General features: G+C 62.2%; 17 protein-coding genes. 5 read left to right on the top strand and 12 right to left on the bottom strand.

What is annotated here, in order from left to right; all coding sequences use genetic code 11:
* Positions 1–5: 5 nt before the first annotated feature.
* The 4 genes from LNV09_RS17425 to LNV09_RS17410 all read right to left on the bottom strand — a co-directional run bounded on the left by LNV09_RS17425 (position 6) and on the right by LNV09_RS17410 (position 4183).
* Positions 6–1175: an efflux RND transporter periplasmic adaptor subunit gene (locus LNV09_RS17425; RefSeq protein WP_263558334.1), complete on the bottom strand. Its 1170-nt coding sequence runs from the start codon at positions 1173–1175 to the stop codon at positions 6–8.
* A 131-nt stretch (positions 1176–1306) separates the two neighbouring features.
* Positions 1307–2503, bottom strand: a complete 1197-nt coding sequence (locus LNV09_RS17420; RefSeq protein ID WP_263558333.1) for an MFS transporter — start codon at positions 2501–2503, stop codon at positions 1307–1309.
* Between the two features lie 12 nt (positions 2504–2515).
* The gene (gene aroC / locus LNV09_RS17415) at positions 2516–3622 is read right to left on the bottom strand and encodes a chorismate synthase (RefSeq protein WP_263558332.1); all 1107 of its coding nucleotides are present in this window, start codon (positions 3620–3622) and stop codon (positions 2516–2518) included.
* A gap of 90 nt (positions 3623–3712) precedes the next feature.
* A complete protein-coding gene (locus tag LNV09_RS17410) occupies positions 3713–4183 on the bottom strand; it encodes a CBS domain-containing protein (RefSeq protein WP_263558331.1) in 471 nt (156 codons plus the stop codon).
* Between the two features lie 105 nt (positions 4184–4288).
* On the opposite strand from LNV09_RS17410, the gene LNV09_RS17405 reads away from it, so the two are divergent.
* Positions 4289–5596 carry an O-acetylhomoserine aminocarboxypropyltransferase gene (locus LNV09_RS17405; RefSeq protein ID WP_263558330.1) on the top strand — a complete coding sequence of 436 codons (1308 nt, stop codon included), beginning with the start codon at positions 4289–4291 and terminating at the stop codon, positions 5594–5596.
* A 12-nt stretch (positions 5597–5608) separates the two neighbouring features.
* Positions 5609–6463: an alpha/beta fold hydrolase gene (locus LNV09_RS17400; protein WP_263558329.1), complete on the top strand. Its 855-nt coding sequence runs from the start codon at positions 5609–5611 to the stop codon at positions 6461–6463.
* Here the strand turns inward: LNV09_RS17400 and LNV09_RS17395 are convergent.
* Both LNV09_RS17395 and kbl read right to left on the bottom strand, forming a co-directional pair.
* Entirely contained in the window at positions 6429–7382 is a 954-nt protein-coding gene (locus LNV09_RS17395; RefSeq protein WP_263558328.1) for an NAD-dependent epimerase/dehydratase family protein, read from the bottom strand. The genes LNV09_RS17400 and LNV09_RS17395 overlap by 35 nt on opposite strands.
* A gap of 13 nt (positions 7383–7395) precedes the next feature.
* A complete protein-coding gene (gene kbl / locus LNV09_RS17390) occupies positions 7396–8604 on the bottom strand; it encodes a glycine C-acetyltransferase (protein WP_263558327.1) in 1209 nt (402 codons plus the stop codon).
* A 94-nt stretch (positions 8605–8698) separates the two neighbouring features.
* Between kbl and LNV09_RS17385 the strand changes: the two genes are divergently transcribed.
* On the top strand, positions 8699–9280 hold the full coding sequence (locus tag LNV09_RS17385; RefSeq protein WP_263535130.1) for a helix-turn-helix domain-containing protein: 582 nt from the start codon (positions 8699–8701) through the stop codon (positions 9278–9280).
* Here LNV09_RS17385 and LNV09_RS17380 read toward each other — a convergent pair.
* Entirely contained in the window at positions 9269–10504 is a 1236-nt protein-coding gene (locus tag LNV09_RS17380; RefSeq protein WP_263535131.1) for a YihY family inner membrane protein, read from the bottom strand. The genes LNV09_RS17385 and LNV09_RS17380 overlap by 12 nt on opposite strands.
* An 18-nt stretch (positions 10505–10522) precedes the next feature.
* On the opposite strand from LNV09_RS17380, the gene LNV09_RS17375 reads away from it, so the two are divergent.
* Positions 10523–10960, top strand: a complete 438-nt coding sequence (locus tag LNV09_RS17375) for a DUF2069 domain-containing protein (RefSeq protein WP_263558326.1) — start codon at positions 10523–10525, stop codon at positions 10958–10960.
* On the top strand, positions 10944–12356 hold the full coding sequence (locus LNV09_RS17370) for an FAD-binding oxidoreductase (protein ID WP_263558325.1): 1413 nt from the start codon (positions 10944–10946) through the stop codon (positions 12354–12356). The genes LNV09_RS17375 and LNV09_RS17370 overlap by 17 nt, the downstream gene beginning before the upstream one ends.
* A 75-nt stretch (positions 12357–12431) precedes the next feature.
* Here the strand turns inward: LNV09_RS17370 and LNV09_RS17365 are convergent, their stop codons facing one another.
* From LNV09_RS17365 to LNV09_RS17345, 5 genes are all read right to left on the bottom strand, one after another.
* Positions 12432–15653, bottom strand: a complete 3222-nt coding sequence (locus LNV09_RS17365; RefSeq protein WP_263558324.1) for an efflux RND transporter permease subunit — start codon at positions 15651–15653, stop codon at positions 12432–12434.
* Positions 15654–15656: 3 nt separating this feature from the next.
* Positions 15657–16844, bottom strand: coding sequence for an efflux RND transporter periplasmic adaptor subunit (locus tag LNV09_RS17360; protein ID WP_263558323.1), 1188 nt, complete (start codon positions 16842–16844; stop codon positions 15657–15659).
* A 120-nt stretch (positions 16845–16964) separates the two neighbouring features.
* Complete coding sequence (locus LNV09_RS17355; RefSeq protein ID WP_263558322.1) at positions 16965–17426, bottom strand: DUF1178 family protein; 462 nt, start codon at positions 17424–17426, stop codon at positions 16965–16967.
* Positions 17427–17432: 6 nt separating this feature from the next.
* Complete coding sequence (locus LNV09_RS17350; RefSeq protein ID WP_263558321.1) at positions 17433–18038, bottom strand: NUDIX domain-containing protein; 606 nt, start codon at positions 18036–18038, stop codon at positions 17433–17435.
* Entirely contained in the window at positions 18028–18336 is a 309-nt protein-coding gene (locus LNV09_RS17345; protein WP_263558320.1) for a DUF2818 family protein, read from the bottom strand. Before LNV09_RS17345 ends, LNV09_RS17350 begins: the two co-directional genes overlap by 11 nt.
* Between the last annotated feature and the right edge of the window lies 1 nt (position 18337).

The raw sequence follows: 18337 nt of genomic DNA, 5'->3' as shown, positions 1-18337 counted from the left end.
GGGCCTCAGTTCGACGCGGCGGCGGTGGACTTTGTGGCTTCGGCGACCTTGGTCTTGCTCACCACCACCGAGGCCTTGGCGCCTTCACGCAGATTATCAAAGCGGGCCGCCAGCACTTGCGAGCCAGGGCTGAGGCCTTGCAGCACCTCGACCCGGCCTTCGCGCGCATCGCTGCGACCGGTCGTGACGATGCGGCGCAGCAAAGCGCCGTTTTCGATCAACCAAACGCCGTCTTGGCCGGCATTGCTGGTAACAGCGGCCACTGGTACCGTCAAACGCTGCGCGTCGTCGGGCAGCTCCACCTTGGCCATCGCGTACTGACCGGCTCGGAATTCTTCCTTGGGGTTGGCCAATTCAAGCGTGACGCCGATCGAGCGCGTGCCCGGCTCGGCCGCCGGGGCGATACGGCTGATGCGTGCCTCGACATTGCGGTCCGAGCCTTCAACGCGGATTTGCACCGGCATGCCGGGCTTCAAACGGCTGACTTCGTGCGTGCCGACCAGGCCTGCCAGCTCCAGGCGGCTCAAGTCAACAATGCTCAGAATCTGCTGCTCGGGCGACAACTTCTCACCCGGCAGCGCATGGCGTTTGGATACGACGCCGCTGATAGGCGCCACCAAGGCCGCTTGGCGCAGCGTCACTTGCATGGTGTCGAGCTGCGCCTTGGCTGTGGCCACTTGGGCGCGCGCGGTCTCCAGACTGGCCCGCGAGGTGTCGAGCGCGGTAGAGGCGATGAACTTCTGCTCGGCCAGGCCTTGGTTGGCTTTGAACTGGCGCTCGGCCTGGTCCAGCTGCGCGCGCGCCGACTCGACACTGGCGCTGCGCTCGGCGACCCGGTAGCGGAGCTCTTCCAGATCGAGCTGACCCAAGGCTTGGCCGGCCTTGACGCGGCTGCCTTCGCTGACGCTCAGATTCAGCAGCGTGCCGGTCGACTTGGCCCGCACGATGACCGTGCCGGGTGCTACCAGGGGGCCGGAAAACTCGATCAAGGCCGGCATGCTGGTCAGGGTCGGCTTGATCACCTCGGCCGGCACGAACTCCAGCGCCACCGCCGCCTTGTCCTCACCCGGCTTGGTCGGCTTAGCAGCCGGATCGCCCTTGCTGGCAAATACCGCAACCGCCCCACCGACCAGCACTGCGGCAGCAATACCGCCGAAAAGCCATTGTTTGCGCATGGAGTCCCCAATCTGTCTGTTGTCGAAAGTGGGCGCAGTGTAGGGATGGGCTCTGACCTAAGCGATAGCCGTCGTGACGAAGTGCAGATTTTGTGGCACGACCTGCACTCGGTCGCGATCAAAAGAAAGCCTCAGGCTTGACGGACATCCAAGACCAAGCTGCGCCAGCAGCAAAATGCACTGAGCAAGGCCGCCAGTGCTGCAACGCCGAACACTGCCGCATAGCCAGTGTAGGACACCAACCACGCGCCCGCCAGACTGCCCAAAACCCCCGAGCAGCCATAGCCCAAGACGGTATACAAAGCCTGGCCACGGCCACGCAATTGGCCGGGGAAATAGCGCGTTACCAGGGCGATGCAGGCGGTGTGCTGGGCTGCGAAGGTGATCGCATGCAGACATTGGGCCAGGAACAAGACCCACAGGCTGCCGGCAAAAGCACCAGTCACGCCAAAGCGCAGGGCCGTCGCCAGCGCGGCCGCGATCAGCCAATGATGCAGACTGCCGCGCTCCATGACCCTGCCCTGCAAGGCAAACCAGGCAATCTCGACCACCACCGAAGCGGCCCACAACAAGCCGACGATTTGCTTGCCATAGCCTAGCGAATCCAGATAAAGGCTAAAGAAGGTGTAGAGCGCCGTATGCGCCAGCACCGTCAAGAACACGCCGGCAAAGAACCAGCGCACCTCTGGGCGGCGCATCACCTCTGCAATAGGCGGGCTGGGCGCATGCGCCGAATGAGGCTGCTCCGGCTGCTCAGGCAAGCGCCATGCCATCACCACCACCAGTCCCAGCAAGACCAAGGTGGTGATGGCGAAAGCCTGCATGCCGAAATGCTCGAACCACCAGCCGGCCAGCAAGACGGTGGCCAAAAACCCTACCGAACCCCAGACCCGCACCTGGCCATAACGGCGCGCATCCATGCCGCCCTCGGCCGTCATCAACTGCGCCGCGACCAAGGTTTCCATCAGCGGCACGATGGCCGCGTTGAAGGTGAACATCAAAAACGTGGCAGCGGCCAGCGTCGTCACCGAAGCCCAAGGCGGCGGCACGAGAAAGCCCAAGCCGGCCACAAAACTGGTGACTGCGGCCCAGCGGATGATTTTGGTGCGCTGGCCGCGCCGGTCGGCCAAGGCGCCCCAGGCATAGGGCGCGAACAGCCGGGTCCAACTCGCCAAGGACACCAGCAAGCCGATCGCTACCACCGGCAGGCCCAGCTCCTTGTACCAAAGAGGCGCGTAAGGGTTGAAGCCGCCGATGGCGGCAAAGTAGGCGCAGGACAGCGCGCTGCAAGCCGCCAGCGTGCGCTTGGACGCTGCGGCTTCAGGCATGGAGTTGGGGCATCAGCTTTGGACGTTAGAAGCCGCGATGGCTTCGATCGGCAACACCACATCGCCACATTGCGCACGGTGGCGCAAGACGTGATCCATCAAGACCAGGGCCAACATCGCTTCGGCGATGGGCGTGGCACGGATGCCCACGCAAGGGTCGTGGCGGCCAAAGGTTTCAACCGATGACACCTCGCCGGCCCGGTTGATGGACGCTTTAGGCGTGCGGATCGAACTGGTCGGCTTGATGGCGATGCTTGCCACGATGTCCTGGCCGGTCGAGATGCCGCCCAACATGCCGCCGGAATTGTTCGATGCAAAGCCCAGCGGCGTCAGTTCATCACCGTGCTCGCTGCCGCGCTGCGCGACGACGCCAAAACCCGCACCGATTTCGACGCCCTTGACCGCGTTGATGCCCATCAAGGCATAGGCGATGTCGGCATCAAGCTTGTCGAACAGGGGCTCGCCCAGGCCCACGGGCACGCCAGTGGCCTCAACGCGGATGCGCGCGCCGACCGAGTCGCCGGACTTGCGCAGCGCGTCCATATAGGCTTCGAGCTCTTCAATCTTGCTGGCGTTGGCAGCGAAGAAGGGATTGTTCGCCACATGCTGCCAGCCCTCAAACGGGATCTCCAGCTCGCCCAGCTGCGTCATGCAGCCGCGGAACTCGCAACCGTATTTTTCCTTCAACCATTTGCGCGCGACTGCACCTGCGCCGACCATGGGGGCTGTGAGTCGGGCCGAACTGCGGCCGCCACCGCGCGGGTCGCGTAGGCCATATTTACGCCAGTAGCTGTAGTCGGCGTGGCCAGGTCGGAAAGTGTCGAGGATATTGCCGTAGTCCTTGCTGCGCTGATCCTGGTTCTTGATCAGCAGGCAAATCGGCGTGCCGGTGGTCAGGCCTTCATAGACGCCGGACAAGATTTCGACCGCGTCGGGTTCGTTGCGCTGCGTCACGTGGCGCGAGGTGCCCGGGCGGCGGCGGTCCAGCTCGGGCTGGATATCGGCCTCGCTCAGGGGCAGGCCCGGTGGGCAACCGTCGATCACGCAGCCAATCGCGGGGCCATGGCTTTCGCCAAAATTGGTGACACGGAACAACTCGCCGAAAGTACTGCCTGACATGGGGAACCTGTTTAGCTGGGGGCGGATGGATTCTATCGGCCGCCAAACAAAAAGCGGCCCGAAGGCCGCTACTTCAAGAAACTCAACGGATCACAACTTGGATTCGCCGGCGCTCTCGGGGTTGTCTTCGAGCGGCCAATCACGAATATAGGCCTTGAGCATGCGGTTTTCAAAGTCTTGGCCATCGACCACTGCCTTGGCGACGTCGTAAAACGAGATCACGCCTTGCAAGGTTCTGCCGTTCAAGACCGGCATATAGCGAGCGTGGCGGCCGAGCATCATGCGGCGCACTTCGTCGATTTCGGTTTCGGGCGTGCAGGTCAGCGGATGGTCGTCCATCACGCCGCGCACCCGCAAGGTGCCGACCGAGCCACCGTTTTTCACCACCGCAACGATGACCTCGCGAAAGGTCAACATACCGACCAAATCGCCATGCTCCATCACCACCAAGGAGCCCATATCGCGCTCGGCCATGGTGGTCACCGCCTGTGACAGAGCTTCCTCTGGCGTCACCGTGAACAGCGTGCCACCTTTGACCCGCAAAATATCGACGACTTTCATGCGCTGACTCCTGAATGAGTGGGTCGCCGATATGGCTCGAACCCAAATTTTTTACTGGCTAGGAACATAGCACACAATGCGCCCAACCAACACCTGGGAGACACCATGTCAGGCTATGCAGACCCTGCTTTTGACACCTTGGCGCTACACGCCGGGGCCGCACCCGACCCGAGCACCGGCGCGCGCGTCACGCCGCTGCACCTGAGCACCTCGTTTGTGTTCGAGAACGCCGAGCATGCCGCCTCGCTGTTCAATATGGAGCGGGCCGGACATGTCTATTCGCGCCTGTCGAACCCGACCACCGCCGTGTTCGAGGAACGGGTCGCTGCGCTTGAGGGCGGCGTGGGCGCGATCGCCTCGGCCAGCGGCCAAGCGGCGCTGCATCTGGCCATCGCCACGCTGGCGGGCGCGGGCTCCCACATCGTTTCGTCGGGCGCGCTCTACGGCGGCTCGCACAATCTGCTGCACTACACGCTGCGCCGCTTCGGTATCGAGACGAGCTTTGTGCGGCCCGGTGATATCGACGGCTGGCGCGCGGCGATCAGGCCCAATACCAAGCTGCTGTTCGGCGAGACGCTGGGCAACCCCGGCCTCGATGTACTGGACATTCCGACGATTGCGTCCATCGCCCACGAAGCCGGCCTGCCTTTGTTGGTCGACTCGACGCTGACCACGCCCTACCTGATGCGGCCTTTCGAGCATGGCGCCGATCTGGTTTATCACTCGGCGACCAAGTTTTTGTCCGGCCACGGCACTGTGGTGGGCGGCGTCTTGGTCGACAGCGGCGCCTTTGACTGGCAGGCCGCGCATGACAAGCATGGCCTGTTCCCAGAGCTGTGTGAGCCCTATGCCGGCTTCCATGACATGGTGTTTGCCGAGGAAAGCACCGTCGGCGCCTTTTTGCTGCGCGCTCGCCGCGAGGGTCTGCGCGACTTTGGCGCTTGCATGAGCCCGCACACGGCCTGGTTGATTCTGCAAGGCATAGAAACCTTGTCTCTTCGCATGCAGCGTCATGTGCAGAACGCACAGAAAATTGCCGAGTTCCTGGATGCTAACGAGATGGTCGAGCGGGTCGGCTATCCGGGTTTGCCTAGCCACGCCAGCCACGCCTTGGCGCAGCGCCTGCTGCCGCGCGGTTGCGGCTCGGTGTTCAGCTTTGATCTGAAGGGCACGCGTGCCCAGGGCCGCGCTTTCATTGAGGCACTGCAGATTTTTTCGCATCTTGCCAATGTTGGGGACTGCCGCTCGCTGGTGATACATCCGGCGTCCACCACGCACAGCCGCATGGATGACGCAGCCTTGGCGCTGGCCGGCATTGCGCCGGGCAGCATCCGCCTCTCGATCGGCCTCGAAGATGCCGATGATCTGATCGCCGATTTGAAGCGCGCGCTGAAAATCGCAGCCAAGGCCTAGGAGCAAAACAGCATGAAATTGATCGTCAATGGCTTTGAAGCCTATGCCTATACCGGTGGCAAGCCGCTGGACCCCGCCCTACCCGCCATCGTCTTTGTTCACGGTGCGCTCAATGACCACAGCGTCTGGACCTTGCTGGCGCGCTGGTTTGCACACCATGGGCATGCGGTGCTAGCGGTCGATCTGCCCGGCCATGGGCGCAGCGCCGGGCCGGTCTTGAGCAGCATTGCCGACTTGGCCGACTGGGTCTGGACCTTGCTGGATGCAGCCGGGGTACACGGCAATACGGCCTTGGTCGGCCACAGCATGGGTTCGCTGATTGCGCTGGAGGCGGCGGCCCGCCAGCCTGCTCGAGCCAGCCATCTGGCGCTGCTGGCCACGGCCTATCCGATGAAGGTCTCGGAAGCCTTGCTGAACACGGCGGCAGCGCAGCCCGACAAAGCGATCGCCATGGTCAATCAATTCTCGTTTTCAAGCTGGGCCAGCAAGCCGTCTTACCCGGGGCCGGGCGCTTGGCTGCAAGGCGGCGAGATAGCACTCAAGCGCCGCATCCAGAGCCGGCAAACTGAGGTCAATCTGTTCGAGCATGACTTCAGGCTTTGCGATGCCTACAGCGGCGGCTTGGAAGCGGCTGCCAAAGTGAAAGCACCCAGCACCTTGATCCTGGGCGCGCGCGACCAGATGACGGCGCCCAAGCAGAGCAAGACGCTGGCCGAGGCGCTGCAGGGCGCCAAGACCGTCATGCTGCCTGCCGGCCACTCCTTGATGAGCGAAGTACCGGACGCCTTGCTGGCGGCGCTGCGCGTCGCGCTGAAGGCAAAGGCACTGGGAATTAGGCCAAGCCCAATATCGGACGCAGCTCTTTGAGCATGTCGGTCGTCATCGCGCGCAGGTCGTATTTGAGTTGCCAGCCCCAGTCGCGCTGGGCTTCACTGTCGTCGATGCGCTGCGGCCAGCTGGCGGCAATCGCTTGGCGGAAGTCCGGCGCATAGCTGATCTCGAAGCCGGGAATCTGCAGCGCAATTTCGGCCGCAATCTCGGCCGGCGTGAAGCTGACGCCGGCGAGGTTGTAGCTGCCGCGCTGCTTGATGCTCTCGGCCGGTGCCTCCATCAGCTCGATGGTGGCGCGCAGGGCGTCGGCCATATACATCATCGGCAAGCCCTGACCTTGCTCCAGGAAGCAGCCGTACTTGCCGGTCTTCAGCGCCGAATGAAAGATCTCGATCGCGTAATCGGTCGTGCCGCCGCCCGGAGGGGTCTTGTAGCTGATCAGGCCGGGGTAGCGCAGGCTGCGCACATCGACGCCGTGATTCTTGTGATACCAGGCGCACCAGCGCTCGCCCGCCAGCTTGGAGATGCCGTAGATGGTGGTGGGGTCCATCACCGTGGTCTGCGGCGTGTCCAGCGCCGGCGTCGACGGGCCGAACGCGGCGATCGAGCTGGGCCAGAAGATGCGGTCCAGCTTTTGCGTGCGCGCCAGCTCCAGCACATTCAAGAGGCCCTTCATATTCAGGTCCCAGGCCCACATGGGGTGCTTCTCGCCGGTCGCAGACAGGGCTGCGGCCAGGTGATAGATCTGCGTGATGCTGTGGCGCTTGACCACGGTGGCCAGTGCCGCCGCATCGGTCACGTCCAGCATTTCATGCGTCAGCTGAGGCACGCGGCCTTCGGGCGCCAGATCGCTGGTGATGATGTTGGCGTCGCCGTGGCGCAAGGCCAGTTCCTGGGCCAGCTCGGAGCCGATTTGGCCGTTGGCGCCGATGATCAGAATCTTGGTGGTGCTCATTGAAATTGCTTATTCAGGCGGTTTTGATCAGGCCCAGCTCTCGGCCGGCTTGGGTGAAGGCGGCGACCGCTTGCTCCAGCTGCTCGCGCGAATGCCCGGCCGACACCTGCACGCGGATGCGCGCCTGACCCTTGGGCACGACGGGGAAGAAGAAACCAACGGCGTAGATGCCTAACTCCAAGATCCGTGCACTGAGCTTTTGCGCCAGCACCGCGTCGTGCACCATGATGGGCACGATCGGATGGGTGCCCGGCTTGATCTCGAAACCGGCTGCCTGGATGGCCTCGCGGAAGTAAGCGGTGTTGGCTTCGAGCTTGTCGCGCAGCGCGGTCGAGCCTTCCAGCAGATCAAGCACGGCAATCGACGCACCGACGATGCTGGGCGCCACCGTGTTGGAGAACAAGTAGGGACGCGAACGCTGGCGCAACAACTCGATCACCTCGCGCCGGCCGGTGGTGAAGCCGCCCGAGGCGCCGCCCAAAGCCTTGCCCAAGGTACCGGTGATGATGTCTATCTTGCCGAACACATCGCGGTATTCATGCGTGCCGCGGCCGGTCTTGCCGACAAAGCCGCTGGCATGGCATTCGTCAATGCCCAAGAGCGCGCCGTAGCGGTCGGTGATCTCGCGGATCTTGTCGAGCTGGGCAATCGTGCCGTCCATCGAGAACACACCGTCGGTGAAGACCAGAGTGAAGCGCGCACCGGCCGCTTTGGCTTCGATCAGGCAACGCTCCAGGTCGGCCATATCGTTGTGCTTGTAGCGAAAGCGCTTGGCCTTGCACAGGCGGATGCCGTCGATGATGGACGCATGGTTCAGCTCGTCGCTGATGATGGCGTCTTGCTCGCCCAGCAGCGGCTCGAACAGGCCGCCATTGGCATCAAACGCGGCCGCGTAAAGAATGGTGTCCTCGGTGCCCAAGAAGCGCGCCAGGCGCTGCTCCAAGGTCTTGTGCAGGTCTTGCGTGCCGCAGATGAAGCGCACCGACGAGAGACCGTAGCCATGGGTGCGCAAAGCTTCGTGGGCGGCCTCGATGACCTGCGGGTGGGAGGACAGGCCCAGATAGTTGTTGGCACAGAGATTGATTACCTCGCGGCCATCTGCGGTGTGCACCAGTGAACCTTGCGGACCGGTGATGACACGCTCGCTCTTGTACAGGCCGGCGGCGCGAATGCCCTCCAGCTCGGTGTTCAGGTGGGCATAGAAGTCAGCGGCATTGTTCATTGAAGGTCTCCTGATGCACAATTCGTTAAATTGGACGTTGTTCGATATATCGAACCAGCGTGCAGTATCCAAGATTGCCGATCCGAGGTCAAGTATGTCCGCACCCACCATAGACAGTCTAGAGCCGCCCAAAGTCGGCGCTACTTTGCAGGCTTTACGTCAGGCGCAGGGTTTGTCGCTGGACGAGCTATCCCGCCGCGCGGGTGTCAGCAAGTCGATGCTGTCGCAGATCGAACGCAACCAGGCCAACCCGACCGTCGCCGTGGTCTGGCGGCTGGCGAATGCATTGCGGGTCGAGATGTCCGAACTTTTGGGAGGCGAAAGGCCGGCAGCTCCGGCGATCGAGCGGGTCGCCGCACATTCGATTCCGAGCATGAGCAGCCCGGACGGGCTGTGCCAGCTGCGCATCCTGGGTCCGATTGACCTGGCCGGTCAGTTCGAGTGGTATCAGCTGACGATAGAGCCGGGCGGCGCCTTGGACTCGGCCGCCCATGAGCCGGGCTCGCGTGAGCACTTGAGCGTGCTCAGCGGCAGCCTGGAGATCAGCGCCGGCGGCAGCAGCCAGAACTTGCTTGGCGGGGAAACTGCCCGTTATGCGGTGGACGGGCCACACTCGATTCGCAACAAATCAGCCACCGAAGCGGCGGTGGCCTTGTTGGTGGTGCTACACCCCTAAGAGATGGGCCAGACTGATTTTTTCCCAATCGCTGCGCTGCCATAGCGGCGCCAAGGCGGTTGAACGCTGCGCCAGGCAGGCATTCAACAAGGGCGCCGCCGGTGTCTGCTCCGGCACCACCAAAAGCACCAAGCGCTGGGCGCCGCTTTCTTCGAGCCTGGCGATCAGGTCGAGGTCGCCCAGCTGATCCAGCACCGGCTCCAACTGCAGCGGGTCAATGCGCAATCGTCGCGCCAGCCCCAAGCTGCTGGCGCCGCCCTCGCCGAGTTGCTGGCTCAGGCGCAACTCGCGCAAGACACCCAAGCTCAACTCCAGGCTCAAGCCGGGCACATCGGGGCGACGCAACATGCCGCTGCTCAAGCTGGGCGCATTGGCGGCCAGCAAGGCACCTAACAAAACAATCACCCAACCCGAATAAAGCCAGACCAGAAAAATTGGCACGGTCGCAAAAGCGCCGTAAAGCGTTGAGAAGGTCGGCACCGACTTGAAATACCAGGCCAGCACGCTCTTGGCCAAGTTAAAACCCAAGGCTACAAACACACCGCCGGCCAAGGCATGGCGCCAACGCACCACCGTGTTGGGCACGTAATGAAACAGCGCGGCCACGCCGCAAGCCATCACCAACAACTCGATGGCATTGAACATCACACCGACACTGAAGGGCAGTGTGGTGAAGTAGTCATGCCCCGTGGTCACGGCATAACTGGTGAGTGCCAAGCTCCCGCCCAGCAGCAATGGCCCCAGGGTCAAGCTGGCCCAGTAGACCAAGACGCGCTGCGCCATGGGCCTGGGCCGCTGCACGCGCCAGATCGAGTTCAAGGTGCGGTCTATGGTCAGCATCAAGGCCAGCGCAGAAAAGCCCAAAAAGACCAGGCCGACAGCGCCGAGCCGGTTCGCCTTGGACGCGAACTGGGTCAAGGCGCCCAAGACGGGCTTGGCAATATTGGCCGGAATCAAGCTCTTGACGAAGTACTGCTCCAAGGCCGCTTGAAAGGATGCGAAGATCGGAAAGGCCGTGAACAAGGCCAGCATCACCGTCAACAGCGGCACCAAGGAAATCAAGGTGGTGAAGGTCAAGCTCCCGGCGGTGAGACCCAGATGTCCCTCCCGAAAACGCAGCCGCAGGCTTTGCACGGTCTGCCGCCAAGGCCAGCGATTGAGGGTCGAAATCAGCAGTCGAAGCCAGCTCTTCAGGTCGAGCTTTTCAGTGGAGAGATTGCGCATGCTGGCTATGATGCCAGCATGTCTGCCTCTCACTCCCAGAATCCGCCCTCCCCGGCTGAGCCGCTGCGCACCCAAGCCAGCTCGCGCGAAGCGTTTTCCCGCAACCTGGCACTCGCGGCCTTGATCGCCCTTTTTCTCTTGAGCGTAGCCTGGGAGCTCTGGTTGGCGCCGACCGGCCGGGGCACCCTGGCCATCAAGGCCCTGCCTTTGCTGGTGCCCATGGCGGGTTTGTGGCGCTACCGGCTCTACACCTTCCGCTGGCTCAGCCTGATGATCTGGCTCTACTTTGCCGAAGGTGCCGTGCGCGCCGCCAGTGAAAGCGGCATTGGCATGTGGCTGGCCATTGCCGAGGTACTTTTGAGCGTGTTGATCTTTGTCGCTTGCGCGATGCAGGTCAGGCTGCGCCTGGCTGCGGCCAAAGCTCACACCGCAGCGGCCAATGCTCAGCCAGGCTGAATTTCTGCAAGCGCTGCGCGGCGTCCTTGGCGAGGCCGGTTTGCTGTGCGAGGGCGACCTCAGCAGTTACGAGCAGGACTGGCGCCGCCGCTATGAAGGTCGCGCGCTGGCGGTTGCCAGACCGGCCGACACGGCCCAAGTGGCCGCCGTCGTCAAGCTCTGCGCGGCCTACGGGGTCGGCCTGGTGCCGCAAGGCGGCAACACCGGCTTGGTAGGCGGCTCGACGCCCGATGCGTCTGGCGAGCAACTGCTGCTCAGTTTGTGCCGAATGAAGCAAGTGCGGGCGATTGATGCGGCCAATCTGACCATGACGGTCGACGCCGGCTGTGTGCTGCAAGCGGCGCAAGACGCAGCCGCAGAACAAGGCTTGCTCTTCCCCTTGAGCCTGGCTTCGGAGGGCTCCTGCACGATAGGCGGCAACCTCGCCAGCAATGCCGGGGGCACGCAGGTATTGCGTTACGGCAACGCACGTGATTTGTGCTTAGGGCTTGAAGTGGTGACAGCCGACGGGGAAATCTGGCACGGTTTGTCGGGCCTGCGCAAAGACAACACCGGCTACGACCTGCGCCACCTTTTTGTCGGCAGCGAAGGCACGCTGGGCGTGATTACCGCCGCCACATTGAAACTCTACCCCTGCCCCAAGGCGCAAACGACGGCGCTGGCGGCATGCGACTCATTGGACGCGGCCGTTCAATTGCTGGTCCTGGCGCAAAGCCGTGCCGGCGCAAGCCTGAGTGGCTTTGAAGTGATGAACGCGGTGTCGCTGGGCTTGGTGAAAAAACATTTCCCGCAATTGCAGCAAGCCTTGGCCCTCAGTCCCTGGACGGTCTTGCTGGAACTGTCAGACACCGAAAGTGAAGCCCATGCCAGCGCCATGTTTGAAAGCTTGCTGGAGGCCGCCTTGGAAGCCGGCGTGATCAGCGACGCGGCGGTGGCGGCAAGCCAGGCGCAATCACAGGCGATGTGGCATTTGCGCGAGTCGATTCCGCTGGCGCAGGCGCAAGAAGGGCTGAACGTCAAGCACGACATCGCCCTGCCCGTCTCGGCAATCCCGGGTTTTGTAGCGACCACCGATGCAGCCTTGCTACAGGCTTTCCCCGGCGTGCGGCTGGTTGACTTTGGCCATCTCGGCGACGGCAATCTGCACTACAACGTGCAAGCGCCCGAGGGCGTGCCGGCCAAGGATTTTTTGAGCCAGCATGAAGCGGCCATCAACAAAACCGTTTATGACGCAGTGGCCCTACATGGCGGCTCATTTTCGGCCGAGCATGGCATCGGCCAATTGAAGCGCGAAGAGCTGGCCTCTCGCAAAGACCCGGTCGCCTTGCACATGATGCGCGCCATCAAAAAAGCCCTGGATCCCCAGGGCTTGATGAATCCGGGCCGACTACTCTGAGTCCGGACTCAAACAGTCTTGAGGACTGTTTGAGCTTGACGAAGGGCACAGCCCTCTGGCCTGAGGCCTGAGTGCTCAATCAGCGCCCTGGGTGGCTGCAGCGGCAGGCTTGCCACCACCGCGCACCAAGCCCCACACCTTGACGAGCATGCGCCAGACGAAGCGCACAAACATCAGGGTCAGGATGGCCTCGACAAAGGTCATCACAAACGCGACCAAGCCGTTCCAGCGCGCCGATCTGCGCTGGAACTTCGCGAACATGCGGTCACGTGCAATTTCGATGCTGTCATAGAAGGTCGGAATCACCAGCAGCGTCAGCAAAGTCGAGGTGATGGTGCCGCCGATGATGGCCACCGCCATCGGCCGGTAGAACTCACTGCCCTCGCCCAAGCCAATCGCGACCGGCAACATGCCAGCGATCAATGCAAAAGTGGTCATCAGAATCGGCCGCAGGCGCTTGCGACCGGCGGTCATCAAGGCTTCCTCGCGGTCCATGCCCTCAGCCTCCAACTGCCGAGCGGCGTCCAGCAACAAAATCGCGTTCTTGGCCACCAAGCCCATCAGCATGATGACGCCGATAAAACTCATCAGGTTCAAAGTGCTCTTGCTCAGCAGCAAGGCCAAGACAACGCCGATCAGCGACAGCGGCAGCGACAACATCACCGCCAGCGGCGCGGTGAAAGAACCAAATTGCATCACCAGCACCAGATACATCAGGCCAATCCCCGATACCAAAGCGATGCCCATTTCAGTGAACACCACTTCTTGCTGGCGCGAGTCGCCTTCCAACTCCAGGCCGTAGCCGGGGGGGAAGTTGATCGCCTTGGCAATTTTGACGGCGTCGGCCGTCACCTCGCCGGGTGAGCGGCCCTGCACATTGGCGGCCACCGCGATCGTGCGCTTGCCGTCGGCATGCTGGATCTTGCTCGGGCCCTTGCCCATGGTGACCTTGGCGATCTGCTCCAGCGGCACCATCACATTGCTGCCGCTGACGGCAATCGGTAGGCGTTCGATATTGCTGGCGTCGACCCGGTCTTCAGGTGCCAAGCGCACCGCCACATCGCGGGTCTCCCCGGCCGGATCAACCCAGTCACCCACTTCCACACCGGCAAAAGCCACGCGCAAGGCTTGCGCAGCATCGGTCACCGAGATGCCCAGCGTGTTGGCCAAACCACGGTTCAACTCGATCTGCAATTCGTCTTGCGGGTCCTGCTCAGACAGCCCCACATCGACCGCGCCCTTGATGCCACGCATCTGCTCCATGAAGGCATTGGTGATGTCCAGCAATTTGCGCGAGTCGGTGCCGGTGAAACGGATTTGCACCGGCTTGCGTCCACCACCATTCAAATCATCTGACACGGCGTATTCCGCGCCGACCAGGCTTTTGACCTTCTCGCGCAAATCGTTGGCCACCTCGGTGGCCGTCCGCTTACGCTGATTGCTCTTACCGATGTCTACATAGATACGTCCACCACCGACGTTGACATTGGAGTTGGTCGCGACGGTCTCAGGCATCGTGCGCGCCAATTGGGCCGCCGCCTCCAGCTTCAGGCGTGAATACTCCAAGCTGGCGCTCGCGGGTGTGCGAACCTCAACCGCCACCATGCCGGAGTCAGTGACGGGCAAGAAACTGGAACCGCCGAATTTGACTTGCAGCGTCATCGCACCGACCAAGCTCAGCACCGCAAACACCGCCATCCAGATACGGTGATGCAAGGCCCAGGCAATGACATGGCCATAACGTTCGGTTTGGTGGTCAAACCAATCATTGAAACGGGCCAGGAATCGGCCCAAGGCATTCTTGGGTGCCAGGTGTTGATTCGGTGGATCACCCCAGTAGGCCGACATCATCGGGTCCAGCGTGAACGAGATAAACAAACTGACCATCACCGAGGCGACGACAGTCAAGGCAAAGGGTCGGAACCATTCGCCCGACACGCCCGGCATAAAGGCCACCGGGATGAACACCGCGACGATGGCGAAGGTGGTCGACGCAACGGCCAAGCCGATTTCGGCCGTGCCCTCAAGTGCGGCGGTGCGCCGGTCCGAGCCACGCTCCATATGGCGCACGATGTTCTCGCGCACCACGATGGCATCATCGATCAAGACCCCGATCGCCAGCGACAAGCCCAGCAAACTCATGAAGTTCAAGGTGAAGCCGGCCAGCCAGACGGCAATGAAAGCGGCGATAACCGAGGTCGGCAGCGCCAAGGCGGTGATCAGCGTCGAGCGCCACGAATTCAGGAACACATAGACCACGAAAATCGTCAAACCAGCGCCGAGCACCAGGGACTCGATCACATTGTTGAGGCTGTTCTGCGCGTCTTTGCCGCCGTCTTGCGTGACCTCGAGCTTGGCCCCTTCGGGCAAGGTCTTGTTGATCTCCTCGACCAGCTTGCGGACCTTGTTGGCGACGGTGACAGTGGAGGCATCCTTGGAGCGGGTCACGGCGATGCCCACATTGGGGTTGCCATTGCGCAGGCTGACGCGGCTGATTTCGGCAAACCCGTCCTCAATGCTGGCGACCTGAGAAAGCCGCACCAACTCATTGCCGCGGCGCTTGACCACGATCTGCTTGAAGTCGGCCGGTGACTCGAGCCGCCCAATCAGGCGAATGCTTTGATCCTCCAGGGTGCCGCGCACCTTGCCGACCGGTGCGGTACTGTTCTGAGCACGCAAGGCAGCCACCACCTCGGTGACGGAGACATTGTTCTCGCGCAATTTCTCGGCATGCAGCAGCACGCTGAGTTCTCGCTTTAGGCCGCCATTCACCGACACGACAGCAACGCCAGGAATGCTGCGAAACTTGTCGGCGAGTTGATCCTCGGCGATACGCGAAATCTCGGCATGGCTTTGCTTGCTGCTTGACAAAGCCAGCTGCATGATGGGCTCGGCCGCCGGGTCATTGCGCTCCACCACCGGCTCGCGGATTTCGGTCGGCAGCTTGTAGCGCACCGTGTCGATTGCGTTGCGCACCTCGTCCGACGCCTCGATCAAATTCTTGTTGAAATTGAAGATCAAGACGATCTGGGCATAACCCTCAGACGCCGTGGAGCGCACCCGGTCAACGCCGGAGATGCTCTGCATTGATTTTTCAATGCGGTTGATCACCTCGCGCTCGACCGTCTCGGGCGACGCGCCCGGATAAGCGATGCCGACCACCAAGACCGGTTCTTGCACGTCCGGGATCTGATTGACCTTCAGTTTCTTCAGTGCCAGTAAACCCAGACACATCAGCGAGATGATGATGACGATCGTGGCGATCGGCTTCTTGATGCTGAAATCGGAAAGAAACATAGCTTACTTCCCCGCTGAGGCGGCCAGCGCGGCATTGGCCGCACCGGCCGGCACGCTGGCCTGCGCCGAGGCCACCTGTTTAATTTTTTGGCCGTCTTGCAAATTGGAACCGGGCTTGCGCAGGATGCGATCACCCGCCTTCAGGCCGCTGAGCACCGCGTATTCGCCACGCCGGGCATCGCGCTCGCCGAGCTTGATCGCAGCTTTCTTCAACAGATCACCATTGATCACCCAGGCAAAAGACTCGTCGCCGGCGCGCAGCACGGCACTGTCCGGCAGCATCAAGGTGCTGACGCTGCCGGTCTCGACGCGGCCCTCGGCATACAAGCCGGCGACCTTGGGAGCGCTGCCCGGGGCGAAGTCGACCAAGACCTCCAACTGTCGGGTCGTCGCGTTGGCGGCTGCATCAATGCGGCGAATTTTGCCGCTGAAGTCTTTTTCATCCAGCCCATTGACGCTGAAGCTGACGGTTTGGCCCGGCTTGAGTTCGCTCATGCGGTCGGCCGACACTAGGCCCTCAAAACGCATGCTGCGCGGGTCCATCACCTTGAAAAGCTCCTTACCGACCAAGGCCGTGTCACCCGCCGAGACCTTGCGCTCGCTGAGGATGCCATCAAATGGCGCCCGCACCTCGGTGCGCTGCAACTGCTGACGTGCCTGCGCTGCCCTTGCCTTGGCCGCCACCTGATCGCCTTGCGCGTTATTGCGTCGCTGCTCCGCGTCCTCGGTGGCTTGCAAGGAGCTCATGCCCTGCGCTTGCAAAGTCTTGAGGCGCTGATATTGGCGTTCGGCCTGCTCGAACGACTGCGCCGAGACTCGAGCGGATTCGTCGGCCGAGGTCAGCTGCTCCCGAATCGAGCTGTCGTCCAGGCGCGCGAGTAAATCACCACGCTTGACCGCCTCGCCGTTTTCCTTCAACACCTGCAGCACCACGGCCGACACCTCAGCACGCAAATCGGCGCGCTTCTCGGGCTGAATCGAGCCGGTGATGACAGGGCCGGAGGCAAAATCAGCCAAGCTCATGGTGAGTTGGTCTTCCGGGGCGATCAGCAGCGCAATATCGGACTTTGCCGCATCGGCGGCGCTGTCCTTCTTGCCGCCATCCTTGCCGCAGCCGCTCAATCCAAGAGCTATGACAAGGGTCAGCAGGGCAGGAACGGCACGCACGGCGCTCTGAAATGGACGCGTCATCTGACGGACTCCGATTGGATATGTTGATAAAAATCAAAAAAGACAGCGCGCCAGCATAAACGACAACTTGGACGGATCCAAACGTCATGCCAAATGGGCCCGCTTTCGCCGAGCTGCAGCCTACTGAATTGGCCCCTTCAAGGCCGGCGGCAGCAACACAGGCAAGACAGAGATGCCCTCTTCGACCAATTCGGCCACCTCGGCCATGCTGGCTTGACCCCGAATGCCATGGGCCTCGGTCTCGCCGTAGTGGATGCGGCGGGCTTCCTCGGCGAAGCGCTCGCCGACATCTTCGGTATTGGCCAGCACCGTCGCGGCGGCCGCAAGTATGCGGCCGTAGGAGTCAGCATGGCGGGACTGGGACGTCGGTGTCGACGGTTTGGCCGTACTTGGCTCTACCGGCTTGCCGCGCAGATGGGAGACATTCAGATGCGGCGCACTGGGCATGCGCGAGATTCTGATATCGGCGCAAATCGGGCAGCTGATCAAATCCCGCTGCAGCTGTGACTCAAAATCCGCCGCCGAGCCGAACCAAGCTTCAAAGCCATGCTCTTGGCCGCACTTCAGGTTCAGAACCAACATCGCTGATCAATTGCCGGGCTGAGGCGAAAGCCAATCGAGCGCCCATTCGCCCCGCTGCCAACGCGTCAGCCAAAGAAGGCCAATCAAGGTCTTGGCATCGGTCATGGCGCCTGAGGCGGCGAAGGCGTCGAGCTCGGCCGTGCTGTGCGTGGCGATGTCCAAGAACTCGCCAGCATCCAGCGACTGCTGACCAGGCGTCAGTCCCTTGGCGAAGAAGATTTCAATGCCTTCGTCCGAGTAGGCGATCGCATTGTGCAAGACACCGGCATGCGCCCAATGGGTGGCGCTATAGCCGGTTTCCTCCAACAACTCGCGCTGCGCACAGCGCAGTGGCAGCTCACCCGCATCAAGTTTGCCGGCGGGAAACTCCAACATCACGCGTCCCATCGGATAGCGATATTGCCGCTCAAGCAGCAGGCGGCCATCGTCCAAGATCGGCACGATCATCACCGCGCCGGGATGGACGATGTACTCACGACTGGCTTCGCTGCCGTCGGGCAAGCGCACGATATCGCGTTTGACCTTCAAAAAGCTGCCTTGGTAGACCGATGCAGATTGCAGGCAATGCTCGCGCAGATGAGCGTCGTCGGTCTTGTCTATCTCAGGCCTCATGCCGACCTCGGCGCAAATAGCACCATACGAAACCGGGGAAACCCAGCGTGATGAAAAGGCAAAGCGCCGCGCCGTAAAACTCCCAGCCCTGTGAGTGGCGTTGACCGATCTTGGCCTCCAGGGCGAAACCGAGGGCCAAGGTCAAACAGGCCAACAAGGCCAACTCCAGCAAGCGCCAGCCGACCGGCTTGGGGCGCTTGAGCGGGCCAAGCAACAAGACACGGTGACTGAAATACGGCAGATTGGCAGCCACGGCGGCTGCGAACAACACCAGCCAGACGGCTGCTTCAGAGTCCATT

It is taken from the genome of Paucibacter sp. B2R-40 (assembly GCF_025717555.1).
Taxonomy (GTDB): Bacteria; Pseudomonadota; Gammaproteobacteria; order Burkholderiales; family Burkholderiaceae_C; genus Paucibacter_A.
The sequence above is the reverse complement of the archived record's forward strand: the minus strand, read 5'-3'. Positions and strand labels throughout refer to the sequence as shown.